This window comes from Allobosea sp. WAO (assembly GCF_001509835.1).
In the GTDB taxonomy this organism is placed as follows: Bacteria; Pseudomonadota; Alphaproteobacteria; order Rhizobiales; family Beijerinckiaceae; genus Allobosea.
Genome location: NZ_JXTJ01000006.1, coordinates 495260 through 516863, shown reverse-complemented (window position 1 = coordinate 516863; position 21604 = coordinate 495260). Strand labels below are relative to the sequence as shown.

Here is a 21604-nt window from a genome sequence, read left to right as displayed (position 1 = left end):
AGCGCGCCCAAAATAACAAGGCGACGCGACTTCATTAAACTAGGTCTCGCGATGGCCCCCCGCATCATGAGAGCGTCATCCGTTTCGCGAATCCAGTTTTTGTTCCACGCCGCCGTCAAAAAACGGGCCGGTGTGCCGCGCTGGTCACAGCGCGGCACACCGGCCCCGAAAGCGGAAATATGCCGAGCCGACTACTCGGCAGCAGCCTGCGCGTGCATCCGGGCGCCGCGCGCGATCAGCTTGTTGAGCGCGACCAGATAGGCCTTTGCAGAGGAGACCAGCGTGTCCGGATCGGCGCCGCGGCCGGTCACGGATGCGCCGTTCTGCGACAGCCGCACCGAGACTTCGGCTTGGGCATCGGTGCCCTCGGTCACGGCGTGGACGTCGTAGAGCTCCAGCCGCGCCTCATGCGGCACGATCGCCTTGATCGCGTTGAAGACGGCGTCGATCGGGCCGTTGCCCTCGGCCTCTTCGGCGACGACCCGGCCCTCGACATCGAGCTTCATCATCGCCCGCTGCGGGCCGCGCGTGCCGGCGATCACCGTCAGCGAGACCAGTTTCACCCGGTCATGGGCGGAGGCGATGTTCTCGTCGACCAGCGCCTCGATATCCTCGTCGTAGACGTGCTTCTTGCGGTCGGCCAGCGCCTTGAACCGGGTGAAGGCATCTTCCATCTGGTTGTCGCCGAGCTCGTAGCCCATCTCCTTCAGCTTGGAGCGGAAGGCGGCACGGCCCGAATGCTTGCCCATAACCAGCGAGGTCTTGGTCACGCCGACCGATGCCGGCGTCATGATCTCGTAGGTCTGCTGATGCTTCAGCATGCCGTCCTGATGGATGCCGCTCTCATGCGCGAAGGCGTTCCGGCCGACGATCGCCTTGTTGTACTGCACCGGGAAGGAGCAGGCGGTCGAAACCGCCTTGGAGGCGCGCATCAGCATCGTGGCCTCGATGCCGGTGTCGTAAGCCATGACGTCGCCGCGCACACGCAGCGCCATCACGACCTCCTCCAGCGCCGCATTGCCGGCGCGCTCACCGATGCCGTTGATGGTGCACTCGACCTGGCGGGCGCCCCCCTCGATCGCCGCCAGCGAATTGGCTACGGCGAGGCCCAGATCATTGTGGCAATGCGCCGAGAAGATCGCCTTGTCGGCATTCGGCACGCGCTCGCGGATCTGGCGGAACATGGCGCGATACTCGTCTGGCGTCGCGTAGCCGACCGTATCGGGCAGGTTGATCGTGGTCGCGCCGGCCTTGATCGCGGTCTCGACCGTCCGGCAGAGATAGTCAATCGGGGTGCGGGTCGCGTCCATCGCCGACCATTCGACGTCCTCGACCAGGTTGCGCGCCTGGGCGACGGTCTTGGTGATGATCTCCAGCACTTCCTCTTCGGTCTTGCGCATCTGGTGCTGCAGATGAATCGGCGAGGTCGAGACGAAGGTGTGGATGCGCGGCTTCACCGCATGCCGTACCGCTTCGCCGGCGCGGGCGATGTCGGCGCTGATGGCGCGGGCGAGCCCGGCCACGGTCGCACGCTTGATCCGGCGGGCGATTTCGGAGACCGCCTCGAAATCGCCGTCCGAGGCGATCGGGAAACCCGCCTCGATGATGTCGACGCCCATCGCGTCGAGGAAGTCGGCGATCTCGAGCTTCTCCTCGAAGGTCATGGTCGCGCCGGGGCACTGCTCGCCATCGCGCAGGGTGGTGTCGAAGATCAGGACCCGGTCCTTCGACGAGGCGGGCTTGCTGGAGACGGTCATGCTGCTGTTCCTTGGCTCGGAACGCGCCGCTATTCGTGATGGCGGGCGCGGAGGGTCTGGATTTCGGTTCTCGTCACTCCCCTGAGCGCCCAGGCATGCATGCCCGGTCGGCCCTCAGGGGCTGATAAGGAGAAGAAGCTGACCAAGAGCGAGAGGAGCGCGCATGCCGGCGGGCCGCGCGATCGCGCGGTTGAGCGTCAGGGCATGGGTGGCGGATGCGGCCACAGGCGTTCCTCTTCGAATGAGGCTGTTTAACCGATTTGGCTGCACCTGCGCAAGGCGAGTCTGCAGACGCGGTCAGCGGGTCGCGCCGGCCTTCTCCTTCAAGGTCCGCAATCCCGCCAGCGGCGCCGGCCAGAGCTGCAGGCGGTAGAAGTCGTCTCCGTCCAGCCCGTCCTCACAGGGGCTGTCGAGGCCGACATAGGAAACCCGCAGCCTGTATGGGCCGGGCGGGAGCGAAAGCCGCGCGGCATCCTGCAGGGCATCCGTGCAGCCGAGGATGGCGATCCGGCCCGAGCGGACGGTGAAGGAGCATTCATTGACGAGATCCCATTCGTGGAAATCGTCCTCCGGCTCCTCGCTATGGAGTGAAACCGCAACGGGCACCGCCATGTTGCGAACCGTGCCGATGCCGATGCTGCAATCGCCCACGGCGATCAGGCGCTCCACGGCCTCGTCCGTCCACAGCGGGCCGAAATCCTCATTGGCCGCCTCGTCCTCGACGTAGAACTGGAAATAGTCGGCGAAGACGGCGAGTTCGAGCTGGGCTTCGATGGTCATTGCGGCAGCATCCGGCAAACTGGTGACGAGACTGTGTCCAGCGGGCATCGCGCGATTGGCTGGCGGGCCGGAATCGGTCATGCTCGCCCGCGATATCGCTTCGGAGCCGACCATGCGCGCTGGACCTCTCGCAACCGCCCTTTGCCTCGCGCTCGCCGCCTGCCAGACCGCCGGCCCGCCGCCGGCCCCCTCGCCCGAGCAGGCACCGACCGGCGTGACCCCGAACACCTTCCGCATGCCGAGCGGCAGCGGTTGCGGCGGCGAGATCGAGCGCTTCCAGGCGGTGGTCGACAACGACATCCAGACCGGCCACACCACGCGCAACGTCCATGTCCGCGTCAGCGCCGAGATCGAGAAGGCCCGCGCCACCTGCTCCGGCGGCAACGAGGCCGGCGCGCTGTCGCAGCTGCGCGCGACGAAGTCGAAATTCGGCTATCCGTGAAAGTCACCGCCGTCATGCTCGCCCTTGTGGCGAGCATCCGCGTCTTGAACATCGCATTGCATCAAGACGGACGTGGATGGTCGGGACAAGCCCGACCATGACGACCCGAGCCCCCGCTAGCCCGCCAACCCGCGCTTTTCGAGCAGTGCGTCCGGCGTCGGCAGCCGCCCCCGGAACAGCGTATACGCCTCGGCCGGGTCGCGCGTGTCGCCGGCCGAATAGATATAGCGCCGCAGCTTCTGCGCCAGCTCCGGCGCGAAGACGTCGCCCGCCTCGATGAAGGCATTGAAGGCGTCGGCGTCCATCACCTCCGACCACAGATAGCTGTAATAGCCCGCCGAATAGCCGTCGCCCGAGAAGACGTGGCTGAAATGCGGGGTACGGTGGCGCATGGTGATCTCGCCGGGCATGCCGATCCGTGCGAGCTCAGCCGCCTCGAAGGCGAGCGGATCGACCTCGGCCGTCGCCTCCAGCGAATGGAAGGCGAGATCGACCAGCGCCGACGAGGTGTACTCGACGGTGGCGAAGCCCTGGTTGAAGGTCTGCGCCTTCTTGATCTTCTCGATCAGCGCCTCCGGGATCGGCTCGCCGGTCTCGGCATGCAGGCAGAAGCGCTGCATCACCTCCCTGGTCAGGAACCAGTGCTCGTACAGCTGCGAGGGCAATTCGACGAAGTCGCGCGAGACCGAGGTGCCGGCGAGCGAGCCGTATTTCACGTCGGAGAGCAGGCCGTGCAAGGCGTGGCCGAATTCGTGGAACAGCGTGCGCGCATCGTCGATCGAGAGCAGCGCCGGCTTGCCCTCGGCAGGTTTGGCGAAGTTGCAGACGTTGACGATGATCGGCCGGACCTCGCCGTCGAGATTGCGCTGGCCGCGATAGGCGCTCATCCAGGCGCCTGAACGCTTCGAAGGCCGGGCGAAGTAATCGCCGAGGAAGAGGCCGATGTGCCGACCGGACGCGGCCTCGGTCACCTCCCAGATGCGGACGTCGGGATGGTAGCCGGCGAGTTCCGGCTTCTCGGCGAAGGCGAGGCCGAACAGCTTGCCGGCCGTGTCGAAGGCGGCGGCGATGATGCGATCGAGCTGGAGATAGGGCTTCAGAACGGCTTCATCGAGCGCATAGGTCTTCTGCCGCACCTTCTCCGAATAATGCCGCCAGTCGGAGGGTCGGATCGGCCCGTTCTCGCCCTCGGTCTGGGCCAGGGCGGCGAGATCGGCGGCCTCCTGCGCCGCGCGCGCCTTGGCAGGCTTCCAGACAAGCTCTAGCAGTTGGCGGACATTGGCCGGCGCCTTCGCCATGGAATCGTCGAGCTTGAAATGTGCGAAGGTCGGGAAGCCGAGCAGCTTGGCCTTCTCGGCCCGCAGCTTGACCATCTCGGCGACGATGGCGCGGTTGTCGGTCTCGCCACCATTCTCGCCGCGCTTGCTCCAGGCGAGGAAGCTCTCCTCGCGCAGATCCCGGCGCGTCGAGAAGGTCAGGAAGGGCTCGATGATCGAGCGCGACAGCGTCACAGCATGCTTGCCATCCTGGCCGCGATCCGCGGCGGCACGGGCCATGGCAGCAACGACGAAGGCCGGCAGGCCGGCGAGATCGGCCTCGTTCTCCAGCACCAGCGCGTAGCTCGCCTCGTCCTTGAGCAGGTTCTGTCCGAAGCTGGTGCCGAGCCCGGCAAGCCGCTCGTTGATCGCGGCGAGCCGGGCCTTGTCTTCCGATCCGAGCTCCGCGCCGGCGCGGACGAAGCCGCGATGCGTACGCTCCAGCAGACGCATCTGCTCGGCGTCGAGGCCGAGCTTCTCGCGCTGACGGAAGACCGCGTCGACCCGCGCGAACAGCCCCTCGTCCATCATGATCGCCGACCAATGGCGTGACATCACCGGCGAAATCTCGCGCTCGATCGCCTGCAGGGCCTCGTTCGTGTCGGCTCCGGCGAGATTGTAGAAGACGCCGCCGAGCCGGCCCATGCCGCGGGCCGAACGCTCCAGCGCCTCGATCGTATTGGCGAAATCGGGCGCTGCCTTCTCAGCCTTGATCGCCTCGATCTCGGCCCGGTGCTTATCGAGTGCCGCCGGATAGGCCTCGCGGATATGCTCGGGGCGGATCGCGGCGAATGGCGGCAGGCCGAAAGGCGTTTCCCAGACCTGCCCGAAAGGGTTGCCGGCGGGCAGGTTCAAGGCTTCGGATGCGATCATGAGCTGGCCTTTCAGCGTTGCTGAGTCATTCGAACGGCCCCCCTTCGTCCCGATGGGAGACGCGGTGCCGATCCGACGATGTTTTCCTGGGAAGGATCAGGATTCTCGCTCGAAGATATGGGCGAGGTAGGCCGTCATGAAGGGGGGCATGTCGTAATCGCTGCAATCGGCGAGATTGCGGACGATCACCATATCCGAAAGCTCGGGCTCCTCCTGCGATGCGATCCGCTCCAGCATCAGGGCGCGCGCCGCTTCTGCCGGCAGATCGATGCGAACCGGGCGCATGAAGGCAACCCGGCCGGGCACGATCACCGCGTCCCAGCTCTCCTCCACCACGATCTCGTTGAGCGATAGCCCCGTTTCCTCGCAGAGTTCGCGGGTGACGCTGCCGGCGAGGTCGAGGCTGCCGTCGGGCAGGATATCTTCATGATCGGGCGTGCCGGCAGCGAAATAGACCTTGCCGGCATTGGCAGTGTGCTCGCCCATCCTGCCGAGCAGGAAGGCGCCGTCTGCCGCCCGTAGCGCCGCCATGCCGAAGCCGTTGCGGATCGCCGGCGGTGGCACGCCGAAATCACGCCAGGCCAGGAGCGCGGCATAGTCGGTCGCGAAATAGCCGGCATGGAAGACGCCCGCCTCGATCGCAGCCCGATGCTGCAACAGGACGCGGCCGTTGAACATCGCCGGCTTGTCGGCTGTGAGCTTCTGCCAATGCGCGGCAATCTCGCCCGAGCGCTCGCTGATGAAGCTCCACTCATAGGGCTCGACCCTGGCCTCGACGCGCTGGAGCGCGACGATGCTGCCGTCCTCGACGCCGTTCATGACCAGGATCTCCTCACAGCAAGTGCCCCTCGCTCATCACCACAGCCGCCCCTCCGATCGTCGCCGAGACGAGCACGCCATTGGCGACCGTCAGGCCAAGCTCGATCTGCGAGGGCCGGCCGATCTCGTAACCCTGCTCGATCACCAGGCGTTGCTCTCCGTCACCCGGCTTCTCGAAGCGCATCACCGCCCCGGCGAAGGCGGCGACGGCCGAACCGGTGGCCGGATCCTCGACGACCCCCATGCCGGGCGCGAACATCCGCGCATGGAAATGGTGCCCCGTATCGACCGTCTCGCGGCAATAGACGAAGGCGTTCTCCTGCCCGGCGGGCCGCATCGCCTGCGACCACAGGCTGGTGTCGAGCCGGATGCCGGCCAGGGCCTTGCGCGACGCCACCGGCACCAGCGTGAAACCGAGCCCTGCCGAGAACACGCTCGGCACATGGGCATCGAAACCGATGTCGCGCCGGTCGAGCCCGAGCGCGCCGGCGAGCATCGGCGAGGAAGCGGCCGGCTCGATCTCCTCCGGCAGGCGCGGCAAGGTGAAGGTCGCGCGGCCGGAGCGTCCCGTGATCCCGCTAACGGCGCAGGGCACGAAACCAACCTCTTCCTCGAGCACGAGCACCGTCCCCGGCCTTCCCTCGGCTGCATCGCGCAAGGCGAGCAGCACCGCGGTCCCGACCGTCGGATGGCCGGCGAAGGGCAGTTCGCGCTCCGGCGTGAAGATGCGGATGGCGGCGCGATGCGCCGGATCGGCCGGCGGTAGGACAAAGACCGTTTCGGAGAGATTGAACTCGCGGGCGATCGCCTGCATCGCCGCGCCATCAAGGCCATCACTGTCGAGCACCACGGCCAGCGGATTGCCGGCGTGGGGACGAGCGGCGAAGACGTCGAGCGTGACGAAGCGGCGCTGCATCATGACCTTCCGTGCGGTTTCGGGATTGAAAGTTCGATCGTCAGCGGACAATGATCCGAGGCCTTGGGCCGGTCCCAGCCGACGCGCGGATAGCGATCTCCGGTCAGGGCGAGCTTGCCCATCGAACGGTCCGCCTCGCGCGGGTCGAGCGGCACGCGATAGGGCAGACCGCGCCGGATCATCTGGATCACCGGGTCGGGGTTCGCCGCCGCCAGCGCCGGTGAAAGCAGGATATGGTCGAGCGGCATATGGCTTTCGAGCAGCTTCTGATGCGTTTCCGACCAGTAGCGCCGGAAATGCGTCCAGCGCTCATGCGGCGGCAGCGCCTGCATCGGGTCGACGGCGAAATCGTCGAGTAGCGGCTCGATCCCGCTCTCCCCCTCATCGGTCGGCGCCGCCAGCGGCCCGAGCCCGATACGATAAGCGTTGAGATCGCCGAGGATCGCCCAGTTCGCCTCGCGCCAGCCGCTGCCGAACCGGGCCTCGATGATGCGTCTCACCGCCAAAGCCTCGGCGCGCCGGATCGGCAGCGTCGCTTGCCGGCCGTCGTCGCGGCCATTGTTCATCGACTTGAAATGGCAGCCGAACAGCGTCAGCTCCCGGTCGCTGAAAGCGAGCGTCACCGCCAAGCAGTCGCGCGCGAAGACCTTGTCGCGCGGGCCGATGCCGAAGGCCGCGACCTCGGGCGAGAAGGCTTCCGCCTCGGCGAAGCTCATCTCGCGATGCGAGCGCACCGTGACCTGCTGCGGCGCCACAAGGTCGCGGCGGGCGGCGAAGCCGATATCGATGCTGCGGCGATCATTGCCGTCGATCAGCGTGAAATGGCCGTAGCGATGATCGGCGATGCGGTGGACGTAATTGGCGAAGAAGGCCTGCAGGCTGGCGAGTGAGTCGACTTCCTGCAGCATCCAGATGTCGGCATTGGCCTCGGCGATGGCGAGCGCCGTCATCTGGCGCTTGTCGTCCTCCAGCGCCACGGCCAGCGAGCGCTCGACCGCGTCGCGCTCGTCGGCGCGCGGGAAGTGGAACAGCGACATCGCGGCGGCCGTCTCGGTGCGTCCGCCCGGCTCGAAACGATGGCGCGTCAGCAGATTCTCGACGTTGAAGGTGCCGAGGCGCAGCCGCATCCGTTCAGACCGCCTCGGGCACGAACTGGTGCGAGGGCGTAACGAACTCGTCCTGCGCCGCGACGGTCAGGATCTCGCGCGAGCCGGCATCCTTGGTCCGCTTGAGCAGCCCGTAGATCGAGGACGAGGCCTTGGCGAGCGCGCTCGCGGCCGAGCCGTCGCGCAGATAGTGCACGTAGAACAGCGCGGCGATCGCATCGCCGGCGCCGTTGACGCTGATGTCGATCTTCGGCGTGCGTACCCGGAACGTGCCCTGCCCGTCGGCCGCCATCAGGTCGATCGCGTCATCCGGCGTCTCGTCGGTGATCAACGAGGTGACCAGCACGACCTTCGGGCCGGCATCGCGCAACGCCTCGACGGCGCGATGGGCATCGCCGATGGTCCGGACCTCGACATCGGTCAGCAATTCCAGCTCGAACTGGTTCGGCGTCACGATGTCGGCGGCCGGCACCGCCTGCTCGCGCATGAACTCCGGAATGCCCGGGCGCACGAAGATGCCGCGCCCGACATCGCCGATCACCGGATCGCAGCAATACATCGCCTTGGGATTGGCGACCCGCACCCGCTCGACGGCGGAGAGGATCGCATGGCCGATATCGGCCGAGCCCATATAGCCGGAGAGCACGCCGTTGCAGGAAGGCAGCACGCCGCGCTCGGCGATGCCCTCCATCACCTCGTCGATCATGCCGCCGTCGAAGACGCGGCCCTTCCAGTCGCCATAGCCGGTGTGGTTGGAGAACTGCACGGTATGGATCGGCCAGACTTCGACGCCGAGGCGCTGCATCGGAAAGACGGCAGAGGCGTTGCCGACATGTCCATAGGCGACATGGGACTGGATCGAGAGGATGTTCATGGGCACGGGGCTCGCGGCGGGACGGCATGGTCTACCCGCTCAGCGCCCGGCTCGGCAAATCGAAAGCGACGACAGCCCAAGCCGGCGCGGTCCTAGACCGAGAGCCGGGCGACGCCGGCGGTGTCGGTGAACTGCGTCACGCTGGTCAGCTTGCCGTCCGCGACCGTGACGACATCCATGATCTCGAAGGAGCCGGTGCGGCCAGTCGGCACGCAGACGACATCGGCGCGCCAGTGCAGCGTCGCCCGGTCGCCCTCGACCATCAGCGCCAGTTCCTCGATGTTGCTGAAGACGTAGGTCGCGATCAGCCCGGCCATCTGCTCCCGGACCGCCGCATGCCCGTCAGGCTCGGCGAAGACCTCGGCGGCGGCCGGCCCTCCCGCCAGCCGATAGCTGCATTGCTCGTGGAAACAGCTCATCAGCCCGTCGAGATCGCCGCGATGGCGGGCGGCGTAGGCGCTGCGGATGAGTTCGGCGACGGCGGCGCGCTCGGTCATGTCGGCTCCCCCAACGTCAGGCCGACACTCTGATCCCGCAGCAGGCGCGTGTCCAGATTTCCGTAAGAGGGCCGCGGGCGTCAGCTCGAATGAACCGGCTCGGCATTGGCGATGGCGACCATCGCGGTCTCGAGCTCGTAGCGCAGGCCGGCGCTCTCATAGCCCAGCGAGACCTTGCCCTGGAAATCCTGCGCCACGACCCGCTCCAGCAGCCGCGAGCCGAAACCCTTGCGCGTCGGCGCGGTCACCGGGGGGCCGCCGCTTTCGCTCCATCCGAGTGCGAAGCGCTCCTCGCTATCGGGCGCGCCGGCGCGCCAGGCGATCGCGACCCGGCCGCCATCGCGCGACAGCGCCCCGTACTTGATCGCATTGGTCGTGAGCTCGTTGATCGCAAGCGCCAGCGTCAGCGACTGCTTCGCGCCGAGTTCCAGGGCCGGACCGTTGAGCACGACCCGCCCTTCGGCGATACGGTGCGGCGCCAGGGCGCCCTCGATCACCGCGCGGATCGGCGCGCCGCTCCAGCTCGACTGGGTCAGGATCGCATGGGCCTCGCCGAGCGCGGCCACCCGCTCTCCGAAGGTCGCCTGCGCCTCTTCGAGCGAGCCGGCCGAGCGGAAGGTCTGGTTGGCGACCGCGCCGATCATCGCCAGCACGTTCTTCATGCGGTGCGCGAGTTCGGCGTTGAGCAGGCGGGAGTTGCGCTCCGACTGCATCTTGGCCGTGGTCTCGACGACCGTATCGATCATCCCGAGGACGGCACCATTCTCGTCCCGGATCGGGCTGTAGCAGAAGGTGAACCAGGCGCGCTCGGGATAGCCGTAGCGCTCGACGACGAGCGGAAAATCCTCGATGAAGGTCGCCTCGCCCGCATAGGCCTTTTCGACCAGCGGACTGATTTCCTGCCAGACTTCGGCCCAGACCTCGCTGAACGGCTGGCCGAGCGCCGGCGGCTTGTCGCCGAGGATCGCCTTGAAGGCATCGTTATGGATGGTGATGAGCTCGGGGCCCCAGACGATGCATTTCGGGAAATGCGAATTGACCATCATCCCGACCGCGACCCGCAAGGCGGCGGGCCAGTTCTCGGGCGGCCCGAGCGTTGTCGTCCAGTCATGAGCAGCGATGGCCGCCGCCATCGCGCCGCCGCCATCGAGAAACCGTCTGCAATTTTCCAAATGTCACCTAGGATGGCGACCATCGTCGCCTGAGGGAGTGCTTGCCCCCTATTGAAAGCATCGAGCGACCGGCGGCAAGCGGCATTCCGCTCACCGCCGGGCTTGATGCTCGCCGGCTCAGGAACCAGCGCCCGCCTTCTTGGCGAAGGTGTCGATGAACGTCTTGCTCAGGTCGACACTCGAGGTCGCGAGCTCGGGATCGAGCAGCTTCAGCGAATCATACATGCTCTTCATCGCGTCGGGCGTCGAAATGCCGGTGCGCGAATAGCTCTCCTGCGAGTTCTTGACCGCGCGCAGATAGAGCGGCTTGTCGCCGAGATGGTACTCCGCCGGAACGAGATCGGCGACATCCTCGGGCTTGGCCGTCTCCAGCCATTTCAGCGACTTCATCAGCGCGTTGACCAGCTTCTGCGTGGTCACCGGGTTCTTCTCGGCGAAATCGTTCTTGAGATAGAGCACGGCGGCCGGGTTGGCGCCGCCGAACAGCGCCTTGGTGCCGGCTTCGGTGCGCGTGTCGATCAGCGCCACGACATCGCCATCGGCCTCGAGCTTCGAGGTCACCGGATCGAGATGCGAGATCAGGTCGACCTGATTCTGCTTGATCGCCGCGACCGCGCTCGCGCCGGCGCCGACGCCGATGATCGGCGCGTCCGTCGCCTTCAGCTCGGCCTTGACCATGGCGTATTGCGCGGTCAGCGCGGTCGAGGAGCCCGGCGCCGTCACGCCGATCTTCAGCCCCTTGAAGTCGGCTGCCGTCTTGACCTTGTCGGCGAGGTCCTTGCGCACCGCGATGGTGATCGCCGGGAAGCGGCCGAGCTCGATCACCGCCCGGATGTCCTGGCCCTTGGCCTGCATGCGGATGGTGTGCTCATAGGCACCCGTAACGACATCGACCGAGCCGCCGACCAGCGCCTGCAGCGACTTCGCGCCGCCGCCGAAATCGTTGATCTCGACGTCGAGCCCCTGCTCCTTGAAGAAGCCCTTCTTCTCCGCGACCGTGAGCGGGAGATAGTAGAGCAGCTGCTTGCCGCCGACGCCGAGCGTCAGCTTGGGCTTCTCGGCGTTTTGGGCGAGCGCATGGGCGGAAAAGCCGAGCGCGGTGGTGAAGGCGAGCGCGGCGAGCGCCGTGCGACGGGAAAAGCTCATGGGGTTCCTCCGGGTTGTCGATGAGCGCTTCTGAGGCGGCTTCGGGCTGAACGATAGGCGGTATCAATGGCTTGCGGCAAGCGCCCTGCTCCGCGCCTCATATCGGGCACAGCTCGCGGAAGCGCCGGACATGGGCGCCGACAGCGGCAAGGTCGAAGGAAACGGTGTAGCGTTTGCGGACGACAAAGCCGATTTGGCGCGCGCAGAGCAGTGACCCGAACGCCGCAATCGCCGAGAGCCGCTCACGTCGTCGTCGAACTCTGTCCGGGCCGCCAGACCAGGAGCCGGTTCTCGACCATGGTCACCAGCGAGTCGATCAGGATCACGAACAGCGCCAGGATCAGCATGCCCGAGAACACGCCGGTGACGTCGAACACGCTCTCCGCCTCGTGGATCTTGTAGCCGAGCCCAGCGGAGGAGCCGAGATATTCCCCGACCACTGCGCCGACCAGCGCGAAGCCGACCGAGGTGTGGAGCGAGGAGAACATCCAGGTCAGCGCCGAGGGCCAATAGACATGGCGGAAGAGCTGGCGCTCGTTCATGCCGAGCATGCGGGCATTGGCGAGCACGGTCGGCGAGACCTCCTTCACGCCCTGGTAGACGTTGAAGAAGACGATGAAGAAGACCAGCGTGAAGCCGAGCGCCACCTTCGACCAGATGCCGAGGCCGAACCAGAGCGCGAAGATCGGCGCCAGCACGACGCGCGGCAGGGCGTTCGCCGCCTTGATGTAGGGGTCGAACACCGCCGCCAGCAGCGCGTTCCGGGCGAAGGCGAAGCCGAAGAAGATGCCCGCCGCCGAGCCGATGACGAAGGCCAGCACCGTCTCGGTCAGGGTGATGCCGAGATGATAGTAGATCTCGGCGCCGGTGAGCTGCTTCCAGGTCCGCGCCAGCACGTCGAGCGGCGTCGAGAAGAAGAAGCGGATCGTCTTGACGTCGCCGAAGATCGGGAAGTTGCTGATGACGTGCCAGATCGCCAGCGCGACGATCATCACCAGGATTTGCAGCAGAAGCAGCTTGAGCCGGCTCACGGGCTCCCCTCCCCGACCAGTTCCTTGCCCTCGCCCATGGCGTAGGCCTTCTGCACCTCGACCCTGAGCGACGACCAGATGTCGCGATGGATCTCGTGGAAGGCCTTTTCCAGCCTGATCTCGGCGATGTCGCGCGGCCGCGGCAGCGGCACCTTGTAATCGGCGACGATGCCCGCAGCCGGACCGGCCGACATCACCACCACCCGGTCGGACAGCGCGATCGCCTCCTCGAGATCATGGGTGACGAAGATCAGTGCCTTGCGATCCTTCGACCAGAGATCGAGCAGGAGATTGCCCATGATCTGGCGGGTCTGCGCGTCGAGCGGCCCGAAGGGCTCGTCCATCAGCAGGATCTCGGGATCGCGGATCAGCATCTGCGCCAGCGCCACGCGCTTGCGCTGGCCGCCCGACAGCATGTGCGGATAGCGCTCGGTGAACGCACGCAGGCCGACGCGCGCCAGCCAGTCGCGGGCCCGCTTGTCGGCCTCGGCATCGGAGACGCCCATCGGTTCCAGCGCCACCTTGACGTTGTCGAGCGCCGTCTTCCACGGCATCAGCGCGTCCTGCTGGAAGAGGTAGCCGGCGCGGCGGTTGAGCCCGGAGAGAGGTTTCCCGAAGATGTCGACCTTGCCGGCCGAAGGCGTGAGCAACCCGGCGGCAGCGTTGAGCAGGGTCGACTTACCGCAGCCGGTCGGCCCGACCACCGAGACGAACTCGCCGCTGGCGACGCTGAGGTCGATCGCCTTCACCGCCTGGTAGCGCGTGCCGCCCTGGAGATGGAAGGTGATGTCCAGCCCCGTCAGGCGGACGGCCGGAGCGGGAGCGGCGCTCCCCGCGCCCGCCGCCTCCGGCGGGCTGTCTTTAGGCTGCATCAGTATCGTTTCCCCCGCCGGGCAGAGCGCGGCGCCCACAAGCGCTGGCCTTCCCGGTCGATTTTCCCGTTCGCGGGGAGAGTAGGCGATCATCCGGCGAAGGCAACCCGTACGATAGCCGGGTTCCTGCGGGTTTTTTTTAACGCCGGCCGGGTAGCGAAACGCCGACGCTTCTGCTGTATCGCTGCACGCCCCTGAAGGAGACTGGCCGGTGACCGCGCAACTCGACCTATGGATTCAGACTCTCGTCGAGTTCATGCGCAACAACCAGCAATGGGCGCTGCCGATCGTCTTCTTCGTCGCTTTCGCCGAATGCGTCGCGATCCTGTCCTGGCTGGTGCCGGCCACGGTCTTCTTTACCGCCTTCGGTGCGATCGCCGGCGCCTCGGGCCTGAATCTCGTCCCTCTCTCGATCGCCGCCTCGCTCGGAGCGGCTTTCGGCTTCTGGCTGTCCTATTGGGCCGGCCTCGTGCTCGGCCCGCGCGTCGACGATTACTGGCCGCTGCGCGACAACCCTGATTTGCTGCGCAAGGGCCACGACTTCTTCGAGAAATGGGGCTTCCTCGGCATCATTGTTGGCCATTTCTTCGGGCCGATCAGGGCGGTGATCGCGCTCGTCGCCGGCATCGTGAAGATGCCGTTCTGGGCCTTCCAGCTCGCGAATTTCGGCGCCTCCTTCGCCTGGGGCTTCGGCCTGATCTACGGCGCCGGCCAGGCGACCGAGATGATGATGAAGTTCACCGGCAAATAGGCGCAGCGCTCCCGACCAGGGCAGCCCCGAAACACAACGCCAGCTGAACGAAGGTCTCAGATCGCGTTCAGGCTCGCGGGCCGAAAGTCCGGCCATCGCGTCGAGACCGGGTCCTTCCGGTTCACAACCGGCGCGGCGGCGCGGACGGCCCGGCATCTGCGCAGCTCAGCTCCTCCGGGCAGGACTTATGGAGTCCACGCCATGACCATGTCTCGTTTTGCCATCGGCCTCGCCGCGCTTGCCCTCGCAGCCGGCCCGGCCTTCGCGCAGACCGCAACCCAGCCTGCCACCCCGGCCAAGCCGGCAGCCCCCATGACGACGCCTGCTGCGCCAGCCGCGCCCGCGGCCAAACCCGCTGCCCCCGCCGCGACGCAGGCCAAGAAGATCAACATCAATACCGCCAGCGCCAACGAGCTCGACACGCTCAAGGGCATCGGCGAGGCCCGCTCCAAGAAGATCATCGAGGAGCGCGCCAAGGCGAAATTCAAGAATTTCGACGATCTGGTGAAACGCAACGTCCTGCCGGCCAATGTCGAGGCCGACATCAAGGATAAGATCACCTTCTGATCTCGCACCAGGGAGCCGGCCGCACGCGCGGCCGGCTCCGTTTCTTTGTTGGGGCTATCTCTCCCGGACGTGAGCCGTGACGTCCACCGGGCTCTCGTCGAGCTCGCGATCGCGGGCTGCAGAGGGTCCGCTCATAATTGGCCCCCTCAGGCAGCGCTCATTCGACCACTCTGAGAAAGACCACCCGGCCGCTTGTCGCTTTGTCGGTTTCTCTGGCCGCCTGCTCGAACCGGGGCGACGCGTCCGAACTCTGGCGGCGCAGGGCCTCGTCGACGCCTTCTCCGGCCCCCAGGCCACGCCGGTCCTCGCAACGCACAGCGATGATCCCGGTCGGGTCGCCGAAGAATGGGGCGGCGATCCTGTCGCGCTCGCTGCAATCACGCAGGCCGAGATCGCGCAGGTCACGCTCACTCATATCGCAGAACCTGTGATAATCGCGCCGTGTCCGCAGCCAGCGGCCGATGCTGCCCACGACAGCACGCGGGAAGCGGCCAAGCGAACCGCCCCTGGCGAACACGTGCCGGGCCGGTCCGATGATGAAGCTGATCATGATCTTTCTCCGCCATCAGAAGTGATGGCGGAACAGGACACCCGCGGACTGTCAGCTCCTGTCAGAAACTCTCGCGTTCAGTGACAGCTGTTGTCAGCAGGATTAGAGCGCTGGAAGATCCGCGATTGCGGTTCGAGGCTTTCAGAAATGCGGCGCGGCCGAGCGGGTGTTTTGAAGCGCCGAGCAGGTGCACTCGCATCTGTCGGCGATCTGCGACGCCGATGGGCAGCAGACATGCATTCCTCGCCTCTGTGCCATTGAGGCCGCAGAGAATTTACAGCAGGCCGATGACGATCAGCAGGAGCAACGCGAAAGAGCCGCCCAGCGCCAGATACGACAGGCCGAACTGAATGCCATGCGCCTCGTGCAGATGTGGTTCATGCAGCGTTCTAACCGGTTCCATGATTGCCTCCCCTCTGCTCAAAGCCGTCCCGTTCCCTGTATTCCCGTTGTCCTTTGTGCGAGCCGCGTCGCAATTGCTGGCTCAGTAGGCGATGATCTCGACGCCGATCCAGGCGATCACCGCCAGGACCAGCCCACCGACCAGCACCATCAGCACGGGCCTGTCGAGGAAGCCCTGCCGTGCCTCGACGGGCGTCTCGACCGCCGGGTCGGCATCGGTGTGCTTGTCCGCCCGCATCGGCGGAATCGGCTGGCCGCCTTCGGTCGGGATGCGCGCTTCGCGCTCCCTCACATCCTGTTCCATTGCCGTCTCCCTTGCGCGCGGCCCGCAGGTCGCGACCGGCGTGTAGGCGCTCAGCCTGCCACCAACTGCAGCATTGCGCTGGCGATCAAAGTGAGGCCCAGACAGCCGCCGAGCAGGGCGAAGAACATCCGCTCCTGCCGTGAAATCGGGTGGGCGGCGTGGGATCTTCCCCTGCTCGCATGATGGTGGCGGTGGCCATGCCCGCCGCCCCGCTGGTCCAGCGTCTTCCGGTCGTTCATCGGACGCTCCTGCTGTTCGTGACTGCAGCATCAACGTCCATGAGGCAGCCGGGTTCCAGGCACCGCTCCAAACGCGAAACGGGCGCCTTGCGGCGCCCGTTCCTGACTTTCGCTAAGCTGGAACCCTGCTGCGGCGAGCCCGCAGCCAGGGTCCGGATCAGTTTTTGGTCTTGTCGACCAGGGCCTTGGCCTTGATCCACGGCATCATGTCGCGGAGCTTGGCGCCGACTTCCTCGATCGGATGCGCGGCGTAGCGGGCGCGGGTCGCCTTGAACGAGGTCTGGTTGACCTTGTTCTCCAGCATCCAGTCGCGGGTGAACTTGCCTGACTGGATGTCGCTGAGCACGCGCTTCATCTCGGCCTTGGTCTCGGCAGTGATGATCCGCGGGCCGGTGACGTACTCGCCATACTCGGCGGTGTTCGAGATCGAGTAGTTCATGTTGGCGATGCCGCCCTCGTAGATGAGGTCGACGATCAGCTTCACTTCGTGCAGGCACTCGAAATAGGCCATTTCCGGGGCGTAGCCGGCCTCAGTCAGGGTCTCGTAGCCAGCCTTGATCAGCTCGACCAGGCCGCCGCAGAGCACGACCTGCTCGCCGAACAGGTCGGTCTCGCACTCTTCCTTGAAGGTCGTCTCGATGATGCCGGCGCGGCCGCCGCCATTGGCCGAGGCGTAGGACAGGCCGAGATCATGGGCGTTGCCGGTCGCGTCCTGGTGGATCGCGATCAGGGTCGGCACGCCGCCGCCGCGCTGATACTCGGAACGGACGGTGTGGCCCGGGCCCTTCGGCGCGACCATCAGCACGTCGAGGTCCTTGCGCGGCTCGATCAGGTTGAAATGGACGTTGAGGCCGTGCGCAAACAGAAGGGCGGCGCCCTCCTTCATGTTGCCATGCAGCTCGTCACGATAGATGTCGCCCTGCAGCTCGTCCGGGGTCAGCATCATCATGATGTCGGAGACCTTGGCGGCCTCGGACGGAGTCATGACCTTGAAGCCGGCCTCTTCGGCCTTCTTGCGGGTGGCCGAGCCGGCCTTCAGGGCGATGATGATCTCCTTGACGCCGGAATCGCGCAGGTTGAGCGCGTGCGCATGGCCCTGCGAGCCGTAGCCGACGATGCAGACCTTCTTGCCCTTGATCAGATTGATGTCGGCGTCGCGATCGTAATAAACGCGCATTGGATGCGTCCTTCCTTGGGTTGGGTTCTTTGCTTCAGGCTTTCGGTGCGGGTCTCGCCCGCCCGTGAAGTGCGAGGAACTGGTCTGCCGCCCGGGCGGCGTCGCGCTCGATCTCGGCGCCGCTGAGCTTCAGCGCATCGCCGAGCAGCAGGCGGATCTGCACGTCGCGGCCGACCAGGCCGAAAAAGGTCCGGAACGCCGTCTCGGCATCGTCGAAATCAAGCAGCCCGGTCGCGCGCCCGTCCTCGAGCAGCGGACGCAGCCGTTCGCCGATCGCGAAACGGCCATTGGCCAGCACGATGCCGCCGAGATTGCTCTCATGTGTCGCGGCATGGCTGATGGCGAGGCGATTGAGCGCGATCGAGGTCGGGCTGGAGATCACCTCGAGCCAGTTCACGGCGAAACGGATTAGGCTGTCGCGCAGCGACAACGCGTCGAGCTTCTGGCGGTCGTAATTGCCGGCGCGGACCTTCGAGGCCTGCCATTGCACGGTCGCGGTCAACAGGCCGTCGCGGTCACCGAACCATTTGTAGAGCGTCTCCTTGGAGCAGCTCGCCCGCCGCGCCACGGCGGCCATGGTCAGCTGGTCGCCCTTCTCCACCATCAGTCCAAGCACGGCATCGAGCACCGCGAGCTGTCGCGGTGTCAGCGCCTCTGCCTGGCTATCAGTGATAGGGTCGGTCATGGTCCGGAACAGTACCGTACGTTACGGTTCCGTGATCTATCGCAGCCCCCGCGGCCATGCAAGCGGAAAGCTGAGGCGCGGGCTGGCCTCCCCTATCGCGCCACGTGGCCTATATAGCGGACAGCCACCGCACTGCCGAAACCTGACGGAGCCTGCCCATGACCCCGCCCGCCGCGACCGCGATTCTCGACTTCTGGCGCGAGGCCGGCCCGGACAAATGGTTCGACAAGGACGATACCTTCGATGCCGAAATCCGCCGGCGCTTCCTGGCCGAGGTAGAGGCCGCCGCCCGCGGTGAGCTAAGCGCATGGGAAGCGACGCCCGAGGGCGTTTATGCCCTACTGCTGCTGCTCGACCAGTTCCCGCGCAACCTCTATCGCGGCTCGCCGCAGGCCTTTGCCGCCGACCCGCTGGCTCTCGCGGTTGCCGAGCGCGCCATCGCGCGCGGTTTCGACCAGGCTTTCGAGAATCCGGAGCGGCGCTTCATCTACATGCCGTTCATGCATTCGGAGGACCTCACCGACCAGCAGCGCTGCGTCGCGCTCTGCGAGGCGGCCGACGACCCCGAAGGCGTGAAGTTCGCCGAGATCCATCGCGACATCATCCGCGACTTCGGCCGTTTCCCGCATCGCAATCCCGTCCTCGGCCGGCAGAGCTCGGCCGAGGAACGGCGCTTCCTCGAGGATGGCGGCTTCAGCGGCTGACGCTCAGCCTCCCATCTCCACGCGATGCGCCTCCGCCAATTCGTCGAGGCTCCTGAAGTGGAAATCGACACTAGGCCGTTTGGCGGGGATTTTCGTCGCCCCACTCCCCACCATGCCGGATCGCCGGTCGATCCAGGCGCGCGCCAGCCCGGCCCGCTCGGCCGGGACATGGTCATGGAACAGGCTCTGCGCGGTGTGCAGCACTTCGCCGGCCCTGAGGCCCAGATCGGCTTCCAGATGCGCCAGCAGATGGACGAAGTTGCGCGGATCGGGCTTGTAGGAGCCGATATCCTCCGCGGTGTAGATCGCATCGAAGGTGACGCCGAGCTTGCGGTTGCTGGCTGCGAAGCTCGTGCGGTCCACGTTCGACAGGATCACCAGCTTGTAATGCCGCTTGAGATAGGCGAGCGCCTCGGCCGAGTCTGGGAAAGCCGGCCAGTCCGGCACCGAGCCGCCGAAGCGCTCATTCAGGTCGGCATGGATGTTGACGCCGAGATCCTTGGCGAGGCGCGCATGGACGGCGGCGAGCAGCGTCGAATAGCGCAGCGACGGTCCCGCCCCCTCCAGCTCAGTCTCAAGCGTGCCGAAGCGCGCCAGCGCCTCCTCGCGGTCGATGTTGATCCGGCCGGCGCTGATCAGCGGCTGCAGTGCGTTCCAGATCCCGGTCTCCCAGTCGATCAGCGTGCCGTAGCAGTCGAAGGTCAGAACCTTGAAATCGGTGAGTTTCATCGCGGGTAGTCCTCATGGCTCGGGGTCGCGCCGACCATAGCGAGTGCCCGGACAGCCGTGATGAGGCGAAGCTCCGAATGACTTGACCGAAACTGCGCTTCTTTCCACGCCTCCTTGAGCCCTCATCCTGAGGAGGCCGCATCAGCGGCCGTCTCGAAGGATGCTCCAGGGCGCTCCGGAACCAGCTGGAGCATCCTTCGAGACGCGATCTACGATCGCTCCTCAGGATGAGGGTTATGAGGGATCATCCGCGTGACCGGCTCGCCGCACGGAATTCGGACGGCGTCAGGCCGAAGCGCCGCCTGAACTGCCGGTTGAAGGACGAGGCGTTCTGATAGCCGAGCCCGTAGGCGATCTCGGAGACCGGCAGCGCCGTCGTAGCCAACTGATCCGCCGCCTCTCCGAACAGCCGGCTCAGTTGCGCCTGCCTCGGCGACTGCCCCGTCGTCGCCCGGAACAGCGCATGAAACTGGCTCTGGCCGAGGCCCGCCGCCTTCGCCATCTCGGAGACGCTTCCAGGCCGCGTCTCGCGAGCGATATCGAGGACGCGGCCTTCCGCGCGCGACAACGGCCTGGCCGGAGCCTGCGGCTCGACAAGTTGCAGCCCCGCCAGCGCCATGCGCGCCGCATCGCCCGCCCGGCACGCCCCAGCCTCGACCTCGGCGCCTAGCTGGCGGAACATCCGCCACAGCCAGGGCTCGACCCGCGTCAAGGACGGCACGGGCTCGCGCAGCAGCGCCGGCACGGCCTCGCCGGCGAAGGTCTGTGCCTCGATATCGAGGATGAGCATGCTGCAATCGACGCTCGGCTCGAAGTCATGCTCATGGTCGCACGGAATGACGGCGACGCAATTGCTCGAAACGATGCTGCGATGCCCCTCGACATCGAGCCGCATCGCGCCCTGCATCGGCAGCAGGATCTGGCTGTAATCGTGGCTATGGCGATCGGCGCCGCGATAGCTGCGGATTTCGAGTTGGATCGACATCGCCTGCTCACGCGCGAGGGATCATGCGGCACATTTGCCGCCGATCACCGCGCTCAATCAAGAGCAGGGCCTCGCGGCTCAGCCGCCGCCCTGCTGCGCCGCGATCCGCTGCAGGAAGATCGCGACGACGGTGAGACCGAACCCGGCCCACCACAAGGGCGAGCGCAGGCTCCTGCCGCTGCCCAGCGCCTCGGGCTCGGCCCGGCCGGTGAGCCGCTGCAGGATCGGCCAGGTAAAGCAGGCGAGACCGAGGATGCCGAGACCGAGCGCGAATTGTTCGAGGCCGACCATCAAGCGCCAGCCCTTCCCGCTACGAAGGCCAGAAAGCCAGGTCCACAAAGCATGCTGGGCTCCTTCATCGCACTCGCCGATCTCACATCGCGTCCGGGCCGCGGCTCATCGCGGCGATGCCCGTGCGCGACACCTCGGTCAGGCCGACCACGGTCATCAGCTTGATGAAGCGCTCGATCTCCTCGGTCGAGCCGGTGAGCTCGAAGACGAAGGACGTCAGCGAGGCGTCGAGCGTGCGGGCGCCGAAGGCCGAGGCCAGACGCATCGCCTCGACGCGGTGATCGCCCTTACCGACGACTTTGAGCAGGCAGAGTTCGCGCTCCAGCGCCTCGCCCTGCAAGGTCAGGTCGACGACGCGGTGCACCGGCACCAGCCGGTCGAGATGCGCCTTGATCTGGTCGATGACATTGGCGGTCCCGGAGGTGACCACGGTGATACGCGAGATATGCTTCTCATGCTCGGTCTCGGAGACGGTCAGGCTCTCGATGTTGTAGCCGCGGCCGGAGAACAGCCCGGCGATGCGGGCGAGAACACCGGGTTCGTTGTCGACGATCACCGCCAGCGTATGGCGGGCGATCGGCTGGGCGGTCGGGGCGGTCGGATAATGCGTCGTGTTCAT

The 21604-nt window shown here is 66.4% G+C and carries 26 protein-coding genes; 4 read left to right on the top strand and 22 right to left on the bottom strand.

Annotation, left to right across the window (positions count from 1 at the left end; all coding sequences use genetic code 11):
• Positions 1-191: 191 nt before the first annotated feature.
• Together DK26_RS11580 and DK26_RS11575 are read right to left on the bottom strand one after the other, a co-directional pair.
• A complete protein-coding gene (locus tag DK26_RS11580) occupies positions 192-1757 on the bottom strand; it encodes a 2-isopropylmalate synthase (protein WP_066472057.1) in 1566 nt (521 codons plus the stop codon).
• Between the two features lie 297 nt (positions 1758-2054).
• Positions 2055-2537 carry a hypothetical protein gene (locus tag DK26_RS11575; protein ID WP_066472054.1) on the bottom strand — a complete coding sequence of 161 codons (483 nt, stop codon included), beginning with the start codon at positions 2535-2537 and terminating at the stop codon, positions 2055-2057.
• 112 nt (positions 2538-2649) lie between these two features.
• On the opposite strand from DK26_RS11575, the gene DK26_RS11570 reads away from it, so the two are divergent.
• Entirely contained in the window at positions 2650-2979 is a 330-nt protein-coding gene (locus DK26_RS11570; RefSeq protein WP_157089617.1) for a hypothetical protein, read from the top strand.
• 116 nt (positions 2980-3095) lie between these two features.
• On the opposite strand, the gene DK26_RS11565 is transcribed toward DK26_RS11570, so the two are convergent.
• The 10 genes from DK26_RS11565 to DK26_RS11520 form a co-directional block, all read right to left on the bottom strand.
• Positions 3096-5168, bottom strand: a complete 2073-nt coding sequence (locus DK26_RS11565) for a M3 family metallopeptidase (protein WP_066472050.1) — start codon at positions 5166-5168, stop codon at positions 3096-3098.
• Between the two features lie 96 nt (positions 5169-5264).
• Positions 5265-5987 carry a hypothetical protein gene (locus DK26_RS11560; protein ID WP_066472042.1) on the bottom strand — a complete coding sequence of 241 codons (723 nt, stop codon included), beginning with the start codon at positions 5985-5987 and terminating at the stop codon, positions 5265-5267.
• Positions 5988-6000: 13 nt separating this feature from the next.
• Entirely contained in the window at positions 6001-6906 is a 906-nt protein-coding gene (locus tag DK26_RS11555) for a PhzF family phenazine biosynthesis protein (RefSeq protein WP_066472040.1), read from the bottom strand.
• On the bottom strand, positions 6903-8030 hold the full coding sequence (locus tag DK26_RS11550; protein WP_066472038.1) for an endonuclease/exonuclease/phosphatase family protein: 1128 nt from the start codon (positions 8028-8030) through the stop codon (positions 6903-6905). Before DK26_RS11550 ends, DK26_RS11555 begins: the two co-directional genes overlap by 4 nt.
• A gap of 4 nt (positions 8031-8034) precedes the next feature.
• Entirely contained in the window at positions 8035-8883 is an 849-nt protein-coding gene (gene pdxY, locus DK26_RS11545; RefSeq protein WP_066472036.1) for a pyridoxal kinase PdxY, read from the bottom strand.
• 92 nt (positions 8884-8975) lie between these two features.
• Positions 8976-9380 (bottom strand): nuclear transport factor 2 family protein, encoded by a 405-nt coding sequence (locus tag DK26_RS11540; protein ID WP_066472034.1) that lies wholly within the window; start codon positions 9378-9380, stop codon positions 8976-8978.
• 80 nt (positions 9381-9460) lie between these two features.
• Positions 9461-10513, bottom strand: coding sequence for a PAS domain-containing sensor histidine kinase (locus DK26_RS11535; RefSeq protein ID WP_066472031.1), 1053 nt, complete (start codon positions 10511-10513; stop codon positions 9461-9463).
• Between the two features lie 156 nt (positions 10514-10669).
• Positions 10670-11698 carry an ABC transporter substrate-binding protein gene (locus tag DK26_RS11530; RefSeq protein WP_066472029.1) on the bottom strand — a complete coding sequence of 343 codons (1029 nt, stop codon included), beginning with the start codon at positions 11696-11698 and terminating at the stop codon, positions 10670-10672.
• A gap of 242 nt (positions 11699-11940) precedes the next feature.
• On the bottom strand, positions 11941-12729 hold the full coding sequence (locus DK26_RS11525) for an ABC transporter permease (RefSeq protein WP_066472027.1): 789 nt from the start codon (positions 12727-12729) through the stop codon (positions 11941-11943).
• On the bottom strand, positions 12726-13601 hold the full coding sequence (locus tag DK26_RS11520) for an ABC transporter ATP-binding protein (RefSeq protein ID WP_066472026.1): 876 nt from the start codon (positions 13599-13601) through the stop codon (positions 12726-12728). The genes DK26_RS11525 and DK26_RS11520 overlap by 4 nt, the downstream gene beginning before the upstream one ends.
• Before the next feature lie 211 nt (positions 13602-13812).
• Between DK26_RS11520 and DK26_RS11515 the strand changes: the two genes are divergently transcribed.
• Both DK26_RS11515 and DK26_RS11510 read left to right on the top strand, forming a co-directional pair.
• Positions 13813-14352, top strand: coding sequence for a DedA family protein (locus tag DK26_RS11515; protein WP_198162312.1), 540 nt, complete (start codon positions 13813-13815; stop codon positions 14350-14352).
• A gap of 201 nt (positions 14353-14553) precedes the next feature.
• On the top strand, positions 14554-14919 hold the full coding sequence (locus tag DK26_RS11510; RefSeq protein ID WP_066472021.1) for a DUF655 domain-containing protein: 366 nt from the start codon (positions 14554-14556) through the stop codon (positions 14917-14919).
• 157 nt (positions 14920-15076) lie between these two features.
• Here DK26_RS11510 and DK26_RS11505 read toward each other — a convergent pair whose 3' ends face one another.
• The 6 genes from DK26_RS11505 to DK26_RS11485 all read right to left on the bottom strand — a co-directional run bounded on the left by DK26_RS11505 (position 15077) and on the right by DK26_RS11485 (position 18276).
• A complete protein-coding gene (locus DK26_RS11505) occupies positions 15077-15469 on the bottom strand; it encodes a hypothetical protein (RefSeq protein WP_066472019.1) in 393 nt (130 codons plus the stop codon).
• Positions 15470-15743: 274 nt separating this feature from the next.
• Positions 15744-15872: a hypothetical protein gene (locus DK26_RS29840; protein WP_282568031.1), complete on the bottom strand. Its 129-nt coding sequence runs from the start codon at positions 15870-15872 to the stop codon at positions 15744-15746.
• An 81-nt stretch (positions 15873-15953) separates the two neighbouring features.
• Positions 15954-16175 (bottom strand): hypothetical protein, encoded by a 222-nt coding sequence (locus tag DK26_RS11500; protein WP_066472017.1) that lies wholly within the window; start codon positions 16173-16175, stop codon positions 15954-15956.
• A gap of 50 nt (positions 16176-16225) precedes the next feature.
• Positions 16226-16414, bottom strand: coding sequence for a hypothetical protein (locus tag DK26_RS11495; RefSeq protein WP_066472015.1), 189 nt, complete (start codon positions 16412-16414; stop codon positions 16226-16228).
• Between the two features lie 157 nt (positions 16415-16571).
• Positions 16572-17591, bottom strand: a complete 1020-nt coding sequence (ilvC, locus tag DK26_RS11490) for a ketol-acid reductoisomerase (protein WP_066472012.1) — start codon at positions 17589-17591, stop codon at positions 16572-16574.
• A gap of 34 nt (positions 17592-17625) precedes the next feature.
• Entirely contained in the window at positions 17626-18276 is a 651-nt protein-coding gene (locus DK26_RS11485) for a TetR/AcrR family transcriptional regulator C-terminal domain-containing protein (RefSeq protein WP_066472010.1), read from the bottom strand.
• 158 nt (positions 18277-18434) lie between these two features.
• Here DK26_RS11485 and DK26_RS11480 point away from each other — a divergent pair, with 158 nt between their 5' ends.
• A complete protein-coding gene (locus tag DK26_RS11480; RefSeq protein WP_066472007.1) occupies positions 18435-18980 on the top strand; it encodes a DUF924 family protein in 546 nt (181 codons plus the stop codon).
• Positions 18981-18983: 3 nt separating this feature from the next.
• Here the strand turns inward: DK26_RS11480 and DK26_RS11475 are convergent, their stop codons facing one another.
• The 4 genes from DK26_RS11475 to ilvN all read right to left on the bottom strand — a co-directional run bounded on the left by DK26_RS11475 (position 18984) and on the right by ilvN (position 21604).
• Positions 18984-19709: a haloacid dehalogenase type II gene (locus tag DK26_RS11475; protein WP_066471998.1), complete on the bottom strand. Its 726-nt coding sequence runs from the start codon at positions 19707-19709 to the stop codon at positions 18984-18986.
• Between the two features lie 244 nt (positions 19710-19953).
• Positions 19954-20694, bottom strand: coding sequence for an AraC family transcriptional regulator (locus tag DK26_RS11470; RefSeq protein ID WP_066471996.1), 741 nt, complete (start codon positions 20692-20694; stop codon positions 19954-19956).
• A 78-nt stretch (positions 20695-20772) separates the two neighbouring features.
• A complete protein-coding gene (locus DK26_RS11465) occupies positions 20773-20985 on the bottom strand; it encodes a hypothetical protein (protein WP_066471994.1) in 213 nt (70 codons plus the stop codon).
• An 82-nt stretch (positions 20986-21067) separates the two neighbouring features.
• Positions 21068-21604 carry an acetolactate synthase small subunit gene (gene ilvN / locus DK26_RS11460; RefSeq protein ID WP_066471992.1) on the bottom strand — a complete coding sequence of 179 codons (537 nt, stop codon included), beginning with the start codon at positions 21602-21604 and terminating at the stop codon, positions 21068-21070.